At 46.9% G+C, this 15,287-nt stretch carries 13 protein-coding genes and 1 tRNA gene; 4 read left to right on the top strand and 10 right to left on the bottom strand.

Annotated features, from left to right (window positions below):
- Positions 1 to 25: 25 nt before the first annotated feature.
- From DW896_RS01965 to DW896_RS01980, 3 genes are all read right to left on the bottom strand, one after another.
- Positions 26 to 98, bottom strand: a tRNA-Gly gene (locus DW896_RS01965).
- Between the two features lie 111 nt (positions 99 to 209).
- A complete protein-coding gene (gene nspC, locus DW896_RS01975) occupies positions 210 to 1,355 on the bottom strand; it encodes a carboxynorspermidine decarboxylase (protein ID WP_009036959.1) in 1,146 nt (381 codons plus the stop codon).
- Between the two features lie 141 nt (positions 1,356 to 1,496).
- Positions 1,497 to 3,851: an ATP-dependent helicase gene (locus DW896_RS01980; RefSeq protein ID WP_119992768.1), complete on the bottom strand. Its 2,355-nt coding sequence runs from the start codon at positions 3,849 to 3,851 to the stop codon at positions 1,497 to 1,499.
- A 144-nt stretch (positions 3,852 to 3,995) separates the two neighbouring features.
- Here DW896_RS01980 and DW896_RS01985 point away from each other — a divergent pair, with 144 nt between their 5' ends.
- Complete coding sequence (locus tag DW896_RS01985; RefSeq protein ID WP_005828364.1) at positions 3,996 to 4,616, top strand: superoxide dismutase; 621 nt, start codon at positions 3,996 to 3,998, stop codon at positions 4,614 to 4,616.
- Between the two features lie 166 nt (positions 4,617 to 4,782).
- On the top strand, positions 4,783 to 5,391 hold the full coding sequence (locus tag DW896_RS01990) for a thiamine phosphate synthase (protein ID WP_117681537.1): 609 nt from the start codon (positions 4,783 to 4,785) through the stop codon (positions 5,389 to 5,391).
- Between the two features lie 21 nt (positions 5,392 to 5,412).
- Here DW896_RS01990 and DW896_RS01995 read toward each other — a convergent pair whose 3' ends face one another.
- Positions 5,413 to 6,297, bottom strand: coding sequence for a sensor histidine kinase KdpD (locus DW896_RS01995; protein ID WP_119992770.1), 885 nt, complete (start codon positions 6,295 to 6,297; stop codon positions 5,413 to 5,415).
- A gap of 167 nt (positions 6,298 to 6,464) precedes the next feature.
- A complete protein-coding gene (ppdK, locus tag DW896_RS02000; RefSeq protein ID WP_119992772.1) occupies positions 6,465 to 9,185 on the bottom strand; it encodes a pyruvate, phosphate dikinase in 2,721 nt (906 codons plus the stop codon).
- A gap of 203 nt (positions 9,186 to 9,388) precedes the next feature.
- Between ppdK and rlmD the strand changes: the two genes are divergently transcribed.
- Both rlmD and DW896_RS02010 read left to right on the top strand, forming a co-directional pair.
- Positions 9,389 to 10,810 carry a 23S rRNA (uracil(1939)-C(5))-methyltransferase RlmD gene (gene rlmD, locus DW896_RS02005; RefSeq protein ID WP_119992775.1) on the top strand — a complete coding sequence of 474 codons (1,422 nt, stop codon included), beginning with the start codon at positions 9,389 to 9,391 and terminating at the stop codon, positions 10,808 to 10,810.
- 60 nt (positions 10,811 to 10,870) lie between these two features.
- Positions 10,871 to 11,782 (top strand): RluA family pseudouridine synthase, encoded by a 912-nt coding sequence (locus DW896_RS02010; RefSeq protein WP_035448307.1) that lies wholly within the window; start codon positions 10,871 to 10,873, stop codon positions 11,780 to 11,782.
- A 65-nt stretch (positions 11,783 to 11,847) separates the two neighbouring features.
- Here the strand turns inward: DW896_RS02010 and DW896_RS02015 are convergent, their stop codons facing one another.
- From DW896_RS02015 to DW896_RS02035, 5 genes are all read right to left on the bottom strand, one after another.
- Positions 11,848 to 12,261 (bottom strand): hypothetical protein, encoded by a 414-nt coding sequence (locus DW896_RS02015; protein ID WP_008663282.1) that lies wholly within the window; start codon positions 12,259 to 12,261, stop codon positions 11,848 to 11,850.
- A 10-nt stretch (positions 12,262 to 12,271) separates the two neighbouring features.
- Entirely contained in the window at positions 12,272 to 12,706 is a 435-nt protein-coding gene (locus DW896_RS02020; protein ID WP_005828348.1) for a hypothetical protein, read from the bottom strand.
- Positions 12,707 to 12,763: 57 nt separating this feature from the next.
- Positions 12,764 to 13,906 (bottom strand): MFS transporter AraJ, encoded by a 1,143-nt coding sequence (araJ, locus tag DW896_RS02025; RefSeq protein ID WP_009036955.1) that lies wholly within the window; start codon positions 13,904 to 13,906, stop codon positions 12,764 to 12,766.
- Between the two features lie 104 nt (positions 13,907 to 14,010).
- Complete coding sequence (locus tag DW896_RS02030; RefSeq protein WP_035449249.1) at positions 14,011 to 14,880, bottom strand: aldose 1-epimerase family protein; 870 nt, start codon at positions 14,878 to 14,880, stop codon at positions 14,011 to 14,013.
- Positions 14,881 to 14,896: 16 nt separating this feature from the next.
- The gene (locus DW896_RS02035) at positions 14,897 to 15,226 is read right to left on the bottom strand and encodes a PAS domain-containing protein (protein WP_035448305.1); all 330 of its coding nucleotides are present in this window, start codon (positions 15,224 to 15,226) and stop codon (positions 14,897 to 14,899) included.
- Positions 15,227 to 15,287 lie beyond the last annotated feature (61 nt).

Genomic DNA, 15,287 nt, shown 5'->3' on the forward strand with positions numbered 1-15,287 from the left:
GGTAATTGCAATCTAAACTGCGTTGAGCGGAAAACGAGACTCGAACTCGCGACCCTAACCTTGGCAAGGTTATGCTCTACCAACTGAGCTATTTCCGCGATTGCGGATGCAAAGGTAGATATTTTCCTTAAACCTGCAAACATTCCGCAGACTTTTTTCACACAGAAAAGTGTACATTTTCGCCAGGCATACAAGCAGACTTTTGATTATCAACTCATTCGCCCACGATAATCTTCATAAGAAAATTGCTTGAAAACTTCAGCTTTTCCTTCTTTTGTCCACATTGCAATGGCCGGATGGTGAATTCCATTGAACATATTCGTCTTTACAGTGGTGTAATGTATCATGTCCTCAAAGACGATTCTCTCCCCTATCTGCAGCTCATGGTCGAAACTCCACAGTCCCATATAGTCGCCGCTCAAGCAGGAGTTTCCTCCAAGGCGATAGACGTAAGGGCCCGCATCGCCCATCTCCGCTCCACGCACTGCAGGCTGATAGGGCATCTCCAGACAATCCGGCATGTGGCACGTAAAGCTAACGTTGAGAATGGCGGTACGAATGCCGCGGTTTTCCACGATGTCCACTATCTCCGAGCTCAGCACACCGGTCTGCCAAGTAAAAGCGGAACCGGGCTCAAGAATGATTTGAAGATGTGGATAGCGCCCCTTCAAGCCCTGCAACAGACGGACAAGATGCTCTACATCATAATCCTTACGCGTCATCAGATGCCCGCCTCCTAAATTCAACCACTTAATCTGTGAGAACCAGCGGGAGAATTTTCCTTCCAAGTGCTCCAATGTGTGTTCCAGCTCGTAGGAAGAAGACTCGCAGTGACAATGACAGTGAAAACCTTCAATACCCGCCGGAAGTTCTTCGGGAAGCGGGTCGGCCATTACACCGAAGCGGGTACCGGGTGCGCAGGGATTATAAAGCTCCGTTTCCACCTCAGAGTATTCAGGATTGATACGGATACCGCAGGAAATGCCGCTTCCCTCCGCCACCACTACCGGATAAAAGCGGTGGAACTGCGAAAGCGAATTGAAAGTAATATGGCTGCTGCACCGCATTATCTCCGGAAAATCGGCCTCGGTATAGGCAGGCGAGTACGTATGTGCCTTACTTCCGAACTCCTCCAATGCCAGACGGGCTTCGTAGACGGAACTTGCCGTAGAGTGGTCTATATACTCCCTGAAAATGGGAAAGGAACGCCACATGGCAAATGATTTGAAAGCGAGGATTATCTCCACACCTGCGCGGTCGGCCACACTTTTTATCAGTGCGAGGTTCTTTCTCAGCAATCCTTCTTCCATAATATAGCAGGGAGAAGGGAAAAGGGAAAAGTCTTTATTTGTCATTCTTCTATCTATATTTACTATTCTAAATTGTCCGTATGTATCGTTCTAACTGTCTTTTTTTAAGATACCACGGTCCTACACTTATACCATCATCCTCTTACAAATATCCCGTTTTTGTGTGAGACAAAAGATGCGACTATCCTATGACAGCACTTTGAAACGCGCGAAGCGCAGCAAAAGTTGTTTGTCTCCCGCATTCTTGAAGCGGATGGTGGCTTTCGCATTGTCTCCTTCGCCCTCCACTTTCAAAACTTCACCCAGGCCGAAACGTTCGTGCTCTATCAATTGTCCCTGCTGTACACGATTGGCAGACCCGCCGGCAGAAGGCGATGTACTTGCCGTATTTGCAGAAGGCGCCACCCGTTTCAGGTTACGTGGAACAGTCGGCGCAATAATCTGCTGTTTCGGTCGTACAGACACACGCTCTTTTCCTCCATACGGAGCATCTTCCCTATCAGGCGCAAAACCTCTGGCGTTCTCCCTGCGGAAAGCGGCGGCTTCCTCCTCTACCCTGCGGAACATTCCCGCATCCTGAGGCAGACGCAGGAAACGTATATCTATATCCTTCAGGAAACGGCTGGGACTGCCAAACTCCATCTTGCCATATCGGAAACGCGTCTTTGCATACGATAGGAAACAGTGTTCTTCAGCACGTGTGATGGCTACATAGAACAGCCGCCGTTCTTCCTCCAATGCCCGGGGAGAGTCACCCACCATGCCGCTGGGAAAAAGATTCTCCTCCATCCCCACTACAAACACATTCTTGAACTCCAATCCCTTGGCCGAATGTACAGTCATCAGGGTTATCTTCTCATCGTCCCCATCCTTATCCGAATCCTGGTCGGTAAGAAGGGAAACTTCCGAAAGGAAGTCACCCAACAACACGTTCGGGTTTCCTTCCTCCTGCCGTTGGGCACAAAAATCACTCATACCGTTCACCAGCTCCTCTATATTCTCCTTACGGCTCAGATTCTCGGGAGAGTTGTCCTGACACACATCATTGATGATGCCCGATTGGCGAATAATGTCGGCACCGATCTCGTAGGCATTCTTCTCCGCAGCATCTGTGATAAAGGCGGATATAAGTTCGCGGAATGCCTGCAACTTTCCCACCGTACCTTTATTGAAGTTCAAGCCATACGCCAACGGCTCACAAAGCACGGTCCACAAACTTACATTGTGCCCGGTGGCGGCAGCAATGATTTTTCCCACTGTCGTATCTCCGATACCCCGTGCAGGATAATTGATAATACGTTTGAAAGCCTCTTCATCATTGGGATTCACTATCAGACGGAAGTAAGCAATAACATCTTTGATTTCCTTGCGTTGATAGAACGACAAGCCTCCGTAAATACGGTAAGGCATACTGCGTTTGCGCATGGCTTCCTCAAAGATACGGCTCTGCGCATTGGTACGGTAGAGTATCGCAAAATCAGAGTAGGCATAGCGCTTTTCACGCCGCAGTTCAGCTATCTTATTCACCACAATATCCCCTTCTTCCACATCACTGTATGCCTGGTACACACCAATGGCCTCTCCCTTCTCCTTTTCCGAGAACACTTCCTTGCGTATCTGCCACTGGTTCTTTTCTATCAGGCTGTTGGCCGCGCGGACAATGGTCTGGGTGGAACGGTAATTCTGCTCCAGCTTGAAGACCTTCGTATCGGGATATACTTTCGTAAAGTAGAGAATATTGTCAATATCGGCACCACGGAAGGAGTAGATACTCTGTGCATCATCCCCCACCACACAGACATGCTGATGGTTCTTGGCAAGTTGCAGCACGATGCTGTGCTGTGCAAAATTGGTATCCTGATACTCATCCACCAGAATGTAACGGAACTGCTCCTGATAACGCGCCAACACCTCGGGGTGGTCCCGGAACAGCAGGAATGTGTAGAACAGCAAATCGTCGAAGTCCATCGCATCTGCCTGCCGGCAACGCTCCCAATATCTCTGGTAGATGTCGCGAAGCGCCGGAACCTTGGCTGCACGGTCTCCTTCGTAAGCCTCCTTGTTGTTGGCATAGCCTGCCGGAGAAACCAGATGATTCTTGGCATTCGAGATACGCGCCTGCACCATCCCCGGCTTGTACACTTTCTCATCCAGCCCCATTTCCTTGATAATGGAACGTATCAAGCTTTTACTGTCTGCCGTATCGTAAATGGTAAACTGCGAAGTGAAGCCGATATGCCCGGCCTCGACATGCAGAATGCGCAGGAACATGGAGTGAAAGGTTCCCATCCACAGATGGCGCGCCCTCTCCGGCCCTACCTGACGGGCTATACGCTCCTTCATTTCGCGCGCCGCCTTGTTGGTAAAGGTCAATGCCAGAATGTTCCAAGGCTGGTAGCCATTCTCCAGCAGATAAGCAATCTTGTAGGTCAGCACGCGCGTCTTTCCCGAACCGGCACCGGCTATCACCAGTGACGGACCGTCATTGTATAACACCGCGTTCCGTTGTCCTTCGTTCAGTTCCTCTATATAATCGGGCATATCCGTATAATCTTAAAATGATGATATTTTTTCTTCCTTTGTTTTTACGGAGGCAAAGATAAAAAAAGCTTCGGAGACGTACGAACATTTCTATAGGTTATAGTGTTTATATAGTAAAGTTCCAAAATTAAATAATTGAAACTTATGAATACAATATTAACGATTTTAATGATAACAGTTATGACTTACGAAATGCCAAAACTTCCCTACACCAACAATGCACTGGAACCTGTAATCAGTCAGCAAACCATAGATTACCACTACGGTAAACATCTGCAAACCTACGTGAACAACCTCAACAACCTCGTTCCGGGAACGGAATTTGAAGGCAAAGACCTGGTAACCATTGTTGCCACAGCACCGGACGGTGCCATCTTCAACAATGCAGGACAAGTGTTGAACCACACATTATACTTCTTACAGTTTGCTCCGAAGCCTGCCCACAGCGAGCCTACCGGCAAGCTGGCAGAAGCCATCAAACGCGACTTCGGCAGCTTTGAGAATTTCAAGAAGGAATTCAACGCGGCAGCTGTCGGCTTGTTCGGCTCCGGATGGGCTTGGTTGTCTGCCGACAAGAACGGCAAACTCCACATCACCAAAGAAGCCAACGGTAGCAATCCGGTACGCGCCGGTCTTGTTCCGCTACTCGGATTCGACGTGTGGGAACATGCCTACTATCTTGATTACCAGAACCGCCGTGCCGACCATGTGAACGAACTGTGGAGCATCATCGACTGGGATGTAGTAGGTAAAAGACTGAAATAAGCAACAAGGTCCCACTAAACATGTTAATGACGCATTCTTGAGCAACTAAGGTTCAAGAATGCGTTTTCTTGTTTAAAATAGCCATCTAACATATTTTAAAGAAATTCTTTGGCTTCTACCATAAGTATTCATTAACTTTGCTAAACTTAAAAGTTAAACAAAAGAAATGAAACTCATCGTAGTAACAGCACCCACATTTTTTGTGGAAGAAGACAAGATTATCACGGCACTATTCGAAGAGGGGCTGGATATTCTACATCTGAGGAAGCCGGAAACTCCCGCCATGTATTCAGAACGGCTTTTAACGCTGATACCCGAAAAATACCATAAGCGCATCATTACCCATGAGCACTTCTACCTGCAGGAAGAGTTCAGCCTGATGGGGATTCATCTAAACACCCGCAATCCCAAAGAGCCCCACGACTATTCGGGCCACATCAGTTGCACCTGCCATTCACTGGACGAAGTGCAGAACAAGAAGCATTTCTATGACTATCTGTTCCTAAGCCCGATATATAATTGCATCACAAAGTCCGGAGTCACGTCCGGCTTCACAGCCGAAGAGTTGCGGCAAGCAGGAAAAAGTAAGGTCATAGACAGTAGAGTCATGGCTTTGGGAGGCATTACTCCCGACAACATACTGGAGATTAAGGATTACGGATTCGGTGGTGCCGTTGTAATGGGTGATTTATGGAATAAATTCAATGCCTGCACCGACCGCGATTATCTGGAAGTAATCTGCCACTTCAAGAAGTTAAAAAAAATGGCTGATTGAGCCTTGCCTTGGACTGGCAAATCAAAATTTACCGTACTCTTTGTATTCAATACCGGCAGGCAACGTGAAATAGAAGGTGGAGCCTTCCCCTTTCTTAGACTCCACACCGATACCTCCCCCATAGTGCTCCACAATAGATTTGGTGATGGAAAGCCCCAACCCCGTACCTTTGATATTGTAGTTCATCTTCACAAACCGTTCAAAGATGGCATGTCTTCCCACTTCATCGATACCACAGCCTGTATCTGCCACATAAAAATAGAAGTTATGGTTGCTCAATCTCCTGCAACCGATTTTCACACTGCCCATTTCCGTAAACTTCAAGGCATTCCTCACCAAGTTACCTATGACTTGGGCAAAACGCACACGGTCTACCACCAAACGGCATTGAGGCAACCGTTCTACAAACTCCACCTGAATGCCCGTGGGATGCGAGCGCATATTCTCCGTCGTGCAGACTTCATCAATCAGCGCGTTTACATCCACTTCTCCATCGTTATATTCCAGGGTATTTGCCTCAATCTTCGAATAGTCCAGCAAGTCATTGACCAGTTGCAGCAGCGAGTCCTTGTTATCATTAATCTCTTTCAGGAAAGCCATACGGGTTTCTCTGTCCAGATTATCCATTTCGGCAAGCATGGTTGTAAAGCCTACAATAGCATTCAAAGGAGTACGTATTTCGTGAGTCATATTAGCTATGAAAGCATTCTTCAGCTGATTGGATTCTTCGGCAACCTCATTGATGCGCTGCAACGTCTTCAACCTTTTGCTCTTGCTGATGGAAATGATTATCATGATGACCAAGAGCAGAATGACAATCATTCCAAAACTGTATATTAGTGCTTCATTCTTCTGATAGAGGTCGCTGGTCCAGACATCATATGCTGCCGTAATTGTTAATATCATCGTTTATTGCTTGCTTATTGGAAACTATAAAATTATAGGAAGCAAATATACTAAAGAAAACACAAATAAATTAATAGAAACTACAGTTTTTTCCAACAAAATGGGCCGCATGCCATTACCAAGTAAAGCATGCAGCCCATAAATGTCATTATTCAGTATTATTGATATCAGCCTTCAATGGCAGCCTGCGCCGCAGCCAGACGTGCAATAGGCACACGGAACGGAGAACAGCTGACATAATTCAAGCCAACTTTGTGGCAGAACTTCACAGAAGAAGGCTCACCGCCATGTTCGCCGCAGATACCGCACTTCAAATCCGGACGGATAGCACGTCCCTTTTCAGTAGCCATGCGCACCAACTGTCCTACACCATTCTGGTCGAGTACCTGGAACGGGTCTACTTTCAGAATCTTCTTCTCCAGATAAATCGGGAGGAAGGAAGCGATATCGTCGCGTGAATAACCAAATGTCATCTGAGTCAAGTCGTTCGTACCGAATGAGAAGAACTCGGCAGAGGAAGCAATGCGGTCGGCAGTCAAGGCGGCACGCGGAATCTCAATCATTGTACCTACCTTGAAGTCGATGCTGTCACCCACTTCTTCAAACAACTGGGCAGCCTCAGCACGAATCACTTCTTCCTGCTGCTTGAACTCATACAAGATACCGGTCAGAGGCACCATGATTTCAGGATGGGTTTCAACACCTTCCTTCTTCAATTCCAAAGCAGCACCCAGGATGGCACGCGTCTGCATCTGTGTAATTTCAGGATATGTATTTCCCAAACGGCAACCACGATGACCCAACATCGGATTATGCTCACAAAGTGCCTCAACACGTTGCTGGATATACTGGAGGCTCACGCCCATCGTATCTGCCATTTCCTGCTGTCCCTTCAGGTCATGGGGAACAAACTCATGCAAAGGAGGATCAAGCAGACGCACCGTCACCGGACAGCCTTCCATTGCTTTGAAAATTCCCTTGAAGTCAGCTTGCTGGTAGGGAAGAATCTTAGCCAAAGCCTTGCGGCGCCCTTCTGCATTTTCTGCCAGAATCATCTCGCGCATGGCTTTAATCTTCTCGCCTTCGAAGAACATGTGTTCCGTACGGCAAAGGCCGATACCCACCGCACCAAAATTGCGTGCCACTTCTGCATCGTGAGGAGTATCCGCATTGGTACGAACCTGCAGCTTCGTATATTTGTCTGCTAAATCCATCAGTTCCGCAAAGTCACCGGACAGCTCAGCCGCTTTTGTCTCCACCTTGTCTTTATATACTTCACCGGTGCTTCCGTTCAAGGAGATATAGTCACCTTCTTTCAACAGTACACCATCCACTTCCACTGTACGCGCCTTGTAGTCGATGTTCAAGGCACCTGCACCAGACACACAGCACTTACCCATACCACGAGCAACCACTGCCGCATGCGAAGTCATACCACCGCGGGCAGTCAGGATACCTTCGGCAACTGCCATACCTGCCAAATCTTCCGGAGAAGTCTCGATACGTACCATCACCACACGCTTGCCGGCAGCATGCCATTCGGCAGCATCATCGGCAAAGAATACGATTTGTCCCGTAGCGGCACCCGGAGAAGCGGGAAGACCACGAGTCAACACCTTAGCTTGTTTCAGAGCTGTCTTATCAAATACCGGGTGGAGCAGTTCGTCCAACTTATTGGGCTCACAACGCATCAATGCAGTCTTTTCGTCAATCATACCTTGATGGAGCAAGTCCATGGCAATCTTCACCATAGCGGCTCCGGTACGCTTACCGTTACGGGTCTGGAGGAACCAGAGTTTACCCTCTTGTACTGTAAACTCCATATCCTGCATATCACGGTAGTGATTTTCGAGTTTTGTCTGCAAAGCATCCAGTTCCTTATAGATTTCCGGCATAGCCTCCTCCATGGAAGGATATTTGCTGACACGTTCTTCTTCGCTTACACCGGCTAATTCAGCCCAACGTTGAGAACCGATTTTTGTAATCTGTTGCGGAGTACGGATACCGGCAACCACGTCTTCACCTTGTGCATTAATCAAATACTCGCCATTGAAAAGGTCCTCACCGGTAGCAGCATCGCGGCTGAAGCAAACACCCGTAGCAGAGCTCTCGCCCATATTACCGAATACCATAGCCTGAACGCTTACGGCAGTACCCCATTCGTCAGGAATTCCCTCCATCTTACGATACAAGATGGCGCGTTCGTTCATCCAGGAGTTGAATACGGCACAAACGGCACCCCACAACTGCTCGTAGGCACAAGTCGGGAAGTCTTTTCCGGTTTGTTCTTTCACCGCAGCCTTGAACTTCTTCACGAGTTCCTTAAGGTCTTCCACCTCAAGCTCGTTATCCAGCTTCACGCCTTTAGCATGTTTCACATCTTCTATAATAGCCTCGAACGGGTCTACATCTTCCTTGTTCACCGGCTTCATACCCAGCACCACGTCGCCATACATCTGCACGAAACGACGGTAAGAGTCCCATGCAAAGCGTGCATTGCCCGTCTTGCGCGTCAGGCCTTCCACCACTTCGTCATTCAAGCCAAGATTCAGGATAGTGTCCATCATGCCCGGCATGGAAGCGCGTGCACCCGAACGAACGGAAACCAGCAACGGATTCTCCACATCACCGAATTTGGAACGCATCAGCGTCTCCACATGGGCAATGGCCTGTTCAACTTCGTTCTTCAACAGAGCAACGACTTTATCCTGCCCCATTTCATAATATTCCGTACAAACTTCTGTCGTTATTGTAAAGCCCGGAGGAACCGGAACCCCTATAAGGTTCATTTCTGCAAGGTTGGCACCTTTCCCACCCAAAAGGTTTCTCATATCGGCCTTTCCTTCTGCCTGGCCGTTACCAAAGGTATAAACTCTTTTTTTGTCCATAATATAAATTTAAAGTTTTTGATAGTGATTTCTCTTTTCTGTTCGCAAATCTAAGTATATTTCGCAGACTAGAAAACTTTTTCAGAAAAAACTTTATGCTAAAATGCAATTTCGACATTGCAATCTTTAATATTTCATTTCATAGAGAGAAATCCCGAAAAAATGTCTATTTTTGCCGAAGAATTTATTAGATTGGTGTAAAAGTGGCAAGAAAGAGAAAAGAACTTCCCCTACTGGAGAAGGTGACAATTACGGATGTGGCTGCCGAAGGAAAAGCCATCGCAAAAGTCAATGATTTGGTGATTTTCGTACCATATGTCGTCCCCGGCGATGTAGTTGACCTGCAAATTAAGAGAAAAAAGCATCATTATGCTGAAGCCGAGGCTGTGAAATTCCATGAATATTCGGCAGTACGGGCAGTTCCATTCTGCCAACATTATGGTGTATGCGGCGGTTGTAAATGGCAGGTTCTCCCCTATTCCGAGCAAATCAAGTATAAGCAAAAACAAGTAACGGACAACCTCACCCGCATCGGCAAAATCGAATTGCCGGAAATCTCTCCGATATTAGGTTCAGAAAAAACTCAGTTCTACCGGAATAAACTGGAGTACACTTTTTCCAACAAACGTTGGCTGACGACAGAAGAGGTTCAGCAGAATGTAGTGTACGAACAGATGAATGCCGTAGGCTTCCATATTCCCAATGCTTTCGATAAAGTGCTTGCCATAGAGAAGTGCTGGTTGCAGGACGATATATCCAACCGCATCCGCAATGCGGTACGCGACTATGCCTACCAGCACAACTATTCCTTCATCAACCTGCGTACGCATGAAGGAATGCTACGCAATATGATTGTGCGTACCTCTACCACCGGCGAACTGATGGTAATCCTCATCTGCAAGATAGAGAAAGAGGAGGAAATGGCTCTGTTCAAGCAAATGCTGCAATACATAGCAGATACATTCCCCGAAATCACTTCCCTGCTATACATTATTAATAATAAGTGCAACGATACCATCACCGACCTCGAGGTACACACCTTCAAGGGGAAAGACCACATCTTCGAGGAAATGGAGGGACTGCGCTTCAAGGTAGGTCCCAAATCTTTCTATCAAACCAACTCCGAACAAGCCTACAACCTCTACAAAGTAGCGCGCAACTTTGCCGGACTGACCGGTAACGAGCTTGTTTATGACCTTTATACCGGCACGGGTACCATTGCCAATTTCGTATCCAAGCACGCACGCCAGGTAATCGGCATAGAATATGTGCCCGAAGCCATTGAAGACGCCAAGGTCAATGCCGAGATTAACGGAATTAAAAATACATTGTTCTTTGCCGGAGATATGAAAGACATGCTGACACAAGACTTCATCAACCAATACGGCCGTCCCGATGTCATCATCACCGACCCTCCCCGTGCCGGAATGCACCAGGATGTAGTGGATGTCATTCTGTTTGCCGAACCCAAACGCATCGTATACGTCAGCTGTAATCCGGCTACGCAGGCGCGCGACCTGCAACTGCTCGATGCGAAATATAAAGTGAAGGCCGTTCAACCGGTAGACATGTTCCCGCACACCCACCATGTGGAAAACGTAGTATTATTGGAATTAAAAAATTGAAAGTACAAGTAGTTTTCAATCGTAAATTGTAAATTGTCTAATCGTAAATTAAAACCAGTCGTGGCAAAAGAAAAAATTACAGCAAGAGCCCGCACACAATATACGGACTACATGGTGAAGGAACCGATGGAGCTCATGGAGTTTCTGGCAGCTAAAATGCCGGACGCCAGCCGCACCAAGCTGAAATCATTGCTAAGCAAACGCATTATATATGTGGACAGCGTTATCACTACACAATACAATTTTCCCCTGAAACCGGGTATGAAAGTACAAATCAGCCGTGAGAAGGGACGTAAAGAGTTCAACCATAAACTGATGAAGATTGTATACGAGGATGCCTATATCATCGTGATAGAGAAGATGCAGGGTTTGCTGTCCGTCAACACTGACCGGCAAAAGGAACGTACCGCCTATACCATCTTGAATGAATACGTGCAACGCTCGGGCAAGCAGCACCGTGTACACATCGTGCACCGCCTGGACCGTGACACCTCCGGCTTGATGATGTTTGCCAAAGACGAGAAGACCCAACGTACACTACGCGATAACTGGCATGACATTGTAACAGACCGGCGATACGTAGCCGTAGTGGTCGGCGAGATGGAAAAAGATGCAGGAAACGTGGTTTCTTGGTTGACAGACCGCAAGCTGTATGTATATTCAAGTCCGACAGATGACGGGGGACAAGAATCCATTACGCATTACCGTACCATCAAACGAGCCAATGGATACTCTCTCGTTGAACTGAACCTGGAAACGGGACGAAAAAACCAGATACGTGTACACATGCAGGATTTGGGGCATCCCATTATCGGCGACGGACGCTATGGACTGGAAGACGTAAATCCTATCGGACGCTTGGCCCTGCATGCTTTCAAACTCTGTTTCTATCATCCCGTCACGGGAGAGCTGATGCGGTTTGAAACACCTTATCCGGGAGAGTTCAAGAAATTGGTTTTGAAGAATAAGTAAAAAGCTGACATACAATAAAAAACGGAGCAATTGATTTGCTCCGTTTTTTATTGATAAGCATGTCGTCATTGCCGACGCATACGAAAAGGCTGTCCGTGAATATTATCTTGATATTCCCTCCAGCTATTATACCAAGTACCACTGAAAGAATAAGAATCAGCCATGGCTCCTTCAATGTAAGCCATGCTGCCACCATCATAGAATTCCAATTCCATCAGATTGTAAGCCCCACTAACCCAATTCCATCTGAAAAGCAAATAATTCGGGTCGCCATATGAACCAATAGTACCTTGGTTGCGCGCGTTAAAGGTCATAATCGTCCCCCTACCCCAAGTATATGCCCCGAAATCTATTTCTTCAGATGTATACCATTCACCGGGCAGATTATATTCCGTTTCTTCCTCACTATCACATGATGTCAATCCTAATACAAGGACAAACAACAATAACATTTTTGTGTATTTCAACATATTATTCATAAGCCATACTTTATTTATAATTAGCATCTACCATCATAACAACCACTCCATCCAGTTTACCGGATAAATAATGTTCGCGCACCCATACATTATCAAAGTACTTGATTTCACCGGCACCATAATTCAGAGTCAACCCCTCCATAGACTTATCCATCCATTTCCAAGTAAAAGTACGTGAAGTCGTTTCATAGGGACGGGACTCGCCTCCGCGATAATACTCCCAGATTTCCTGTCCAGAATTATCAGCCTTGGCAAACTTCAGCTGATGACTGCATAACACTTCAACTCCATCTTTGTTTTCCGTCTGATATTCTTCTATCCACGTCTTCCCACACAATTTGTCGTCGCTATTCTGCATGGTATAATATACATCATCCCCACAAGACGCCAGCCCAATCGTAAATACACACAACAGCAATATCTTCACATAATTCAAAGTCTTCATAAGTTATCGAGTTTAGTTAATACTTGCGGACAAACATACACAAAAAAAATGAAACACTTAATACTTCGCCTGAAATTTCTTGTAGAAGACAAGGAATAAAATAAATCCCATCAGTGCAAACGGTACGCCTGCCAATGCGGGATAACGGTATCCTCCACTCAAGGCAAGACCTCCGATATAGGCTCCGATAGCATTCCCCAAATTGAAGGCCATCTGCACACAAGCGCCTCCCAACATTTCTCCTCCAGGGGCCACACGAATCATCAACACCTGCTCCGGACTGGAGACGGCAAACAAACCTGCCGTACAGAGTGTCATCAATATTGCCGAACACCACGGATGGGGCGAGAGTAAAAATATCAATAATAAAATAACACATATCATCCCTTGCACCACCGTACCTACCTTTCCCGGAGTGTACCGGTCGGACATGCGCCCACTGACCAGATTGCCGGCAACCATTCCGAATCCTGCCAGTACCATCAGCGCCGTAATGCTTTCCGCACTAAAACCGGAAACCTCAGTCAGCAACGGGGTGATGTAGCTATACCAGCAGAATACGCCACCGTTGCCCAAAGCCGTAGCTCCCAATATGAGCCACGGCGCCGGCTTCTTCAAAAAACGGAACTGTCCTTTAAATCCCGTGTCTTTCAGTCCTTCGACCTGCGGTACCCAACGCCAAATGTAGTACAGTGTTATCAATCCCCAGGCACCTACCAGCAGAAACGTGGCACGCCAAGACAGTGTATGGCTCAACGAAGTACCCAACGGCACCCCAAACAGATTGGCCACAGTCATTCCCGCTATCATAATTGAAACCGCCTCCGAGCTTTTCCCCTTATCAGCCAATTTTCCCGCAACAATGGAAGCCACCCCAAAATAAGCGCCATGAGGAAGTCCGGAAACAAAACGTCCCAACAGCAAGACCCAATAATTGGGTGCCATAGACGCACAAATATTACCCACAATCATTAATGCCATCAAGACCAGCAGAATCTGCTTCAACGGGCGTTTACGGGCCAGGAGCAGCATGGGCGCACCAAAACAAACACCCAACGCATACGCAGAAATGAAATGACCGGCCACGGGAATGCTGATTCCCAAATCAGTAGCCACATAGGGCAAAATACCCATCATCGTAAATTCGGCAATCCCTAGCCCCAATGTGCCGAACGCCAATGCAATAAGACTCTTCTTCATACCTTAAAAAACAACCTATATTTTTTACCGGGCGCAAAGATAATGACATTGCATTCTCCAAATAAAAAGGATACCGAATTATTTTCAGTATCCTTCTTCATTTTTTATCTTATATCAATTGTATACCCACCTTTAAAGACTCCTCCCGGCGCCAAGTGCTGCATACAGTCCTTATCCTTATATTCGCCCTTATAATGGGCACGGTCACAACGCCCGTACCACGGCTCGATGCAGACAAACGGAGCATTCTTGGCCGGAGGCGACCACAACCCCACCACCGGAGTGTCGAAATACAGACTGAGATAGGGCTTCTTCTCCTTATTATATAATGTAACTTCTTTCACTTGACTGTTTTCCAGAATCAGGGCATCTTTATCAAAGGAGTGGATGTCCAAAGGCAGCAGGCCATCTGTCAACTCAAGCAAATATTCCTTATCCGGAGCGGCACATCCTTTCTCGGAGATAAGGATATAGTGCAAACCTTCCGTCTTATCAAAGCCGAAATATCCACGGTCCGTTGTCTCCGTATCATAGTCCGGGTAATAGAAAGCCGGATGGGCCCCTATCTGGAAGTGCATTTCGCGTGTTCCGGTATTGATGACTTTCCAAAGCACCTCAATCTTCTTTCCCTCTATCCGATAGCCTATCTCAAGGCAAAACGGGAAAGGATATTTCTTGCGTGTTTCCTCACTGTCAACCAGTCGATAGCGTACCTCATCTTCCAGTTCAAGCATCAATTCAAAATCCATATCGCGGGCAAAACCGTGTTGCGTCAATGCGTAGGAAACGCCTTCGTGGCGGTATTCATTCTCCCAAACGCTACCTACAATGGGAAAAAGCACCGGAGAATGCCGTTTCCAAAAAGCGGGGTCTGCCTGCCAAAGATATTCTTTTCCATCATGCAAGATACTGCATAACTCGGCCCCATGTGGGGAGACTTTAATTGTCAGTTCTGAATTAGAAAGTGTTTTCATATCATATATCATTTTGTTATTTTCTCATATAGTGTGGCATCTCTCCGGGTATTTCCATCGAAATCTCCACCAGGCCACCGACCACTCCGTCCTGCTTCCATGCCGTCTGATAAATCATTTTCCTGACACCGTTCTTCTCAATGGTGTAGGCATTCACTCCCCCCGTCTCCAGCAGTTCGCGTATCTTGGCTTGCGATTGCGGGTTGTGGCAATCAAAGAGATTCTTGCCTATCAGGTCACCGTGTTTGGCAAACGTACGGCATGCTTTCTCGTTCATATATAGGATGATTCCCTTTGTGTCGCATACAGTTACGGCACAGTTCATTTCATTGGCCCATTCGTACATAATTCTTTATTTTTAATTGGCTATTTTCTATGCACTTGAAATGCATTTACAGAAAACTCTT

Origin of the sequence: Bacteroides sp. AM41-16, assembly GCF_003603495.1 — a bacterium.
Taxonomy (GTDB): domain Bacteria; phylum Bacteroidota; class Bacteroidia; order Bacteroidales; family Bacteroidaceae; genus Bacteroides; species Bacteroides uniformis.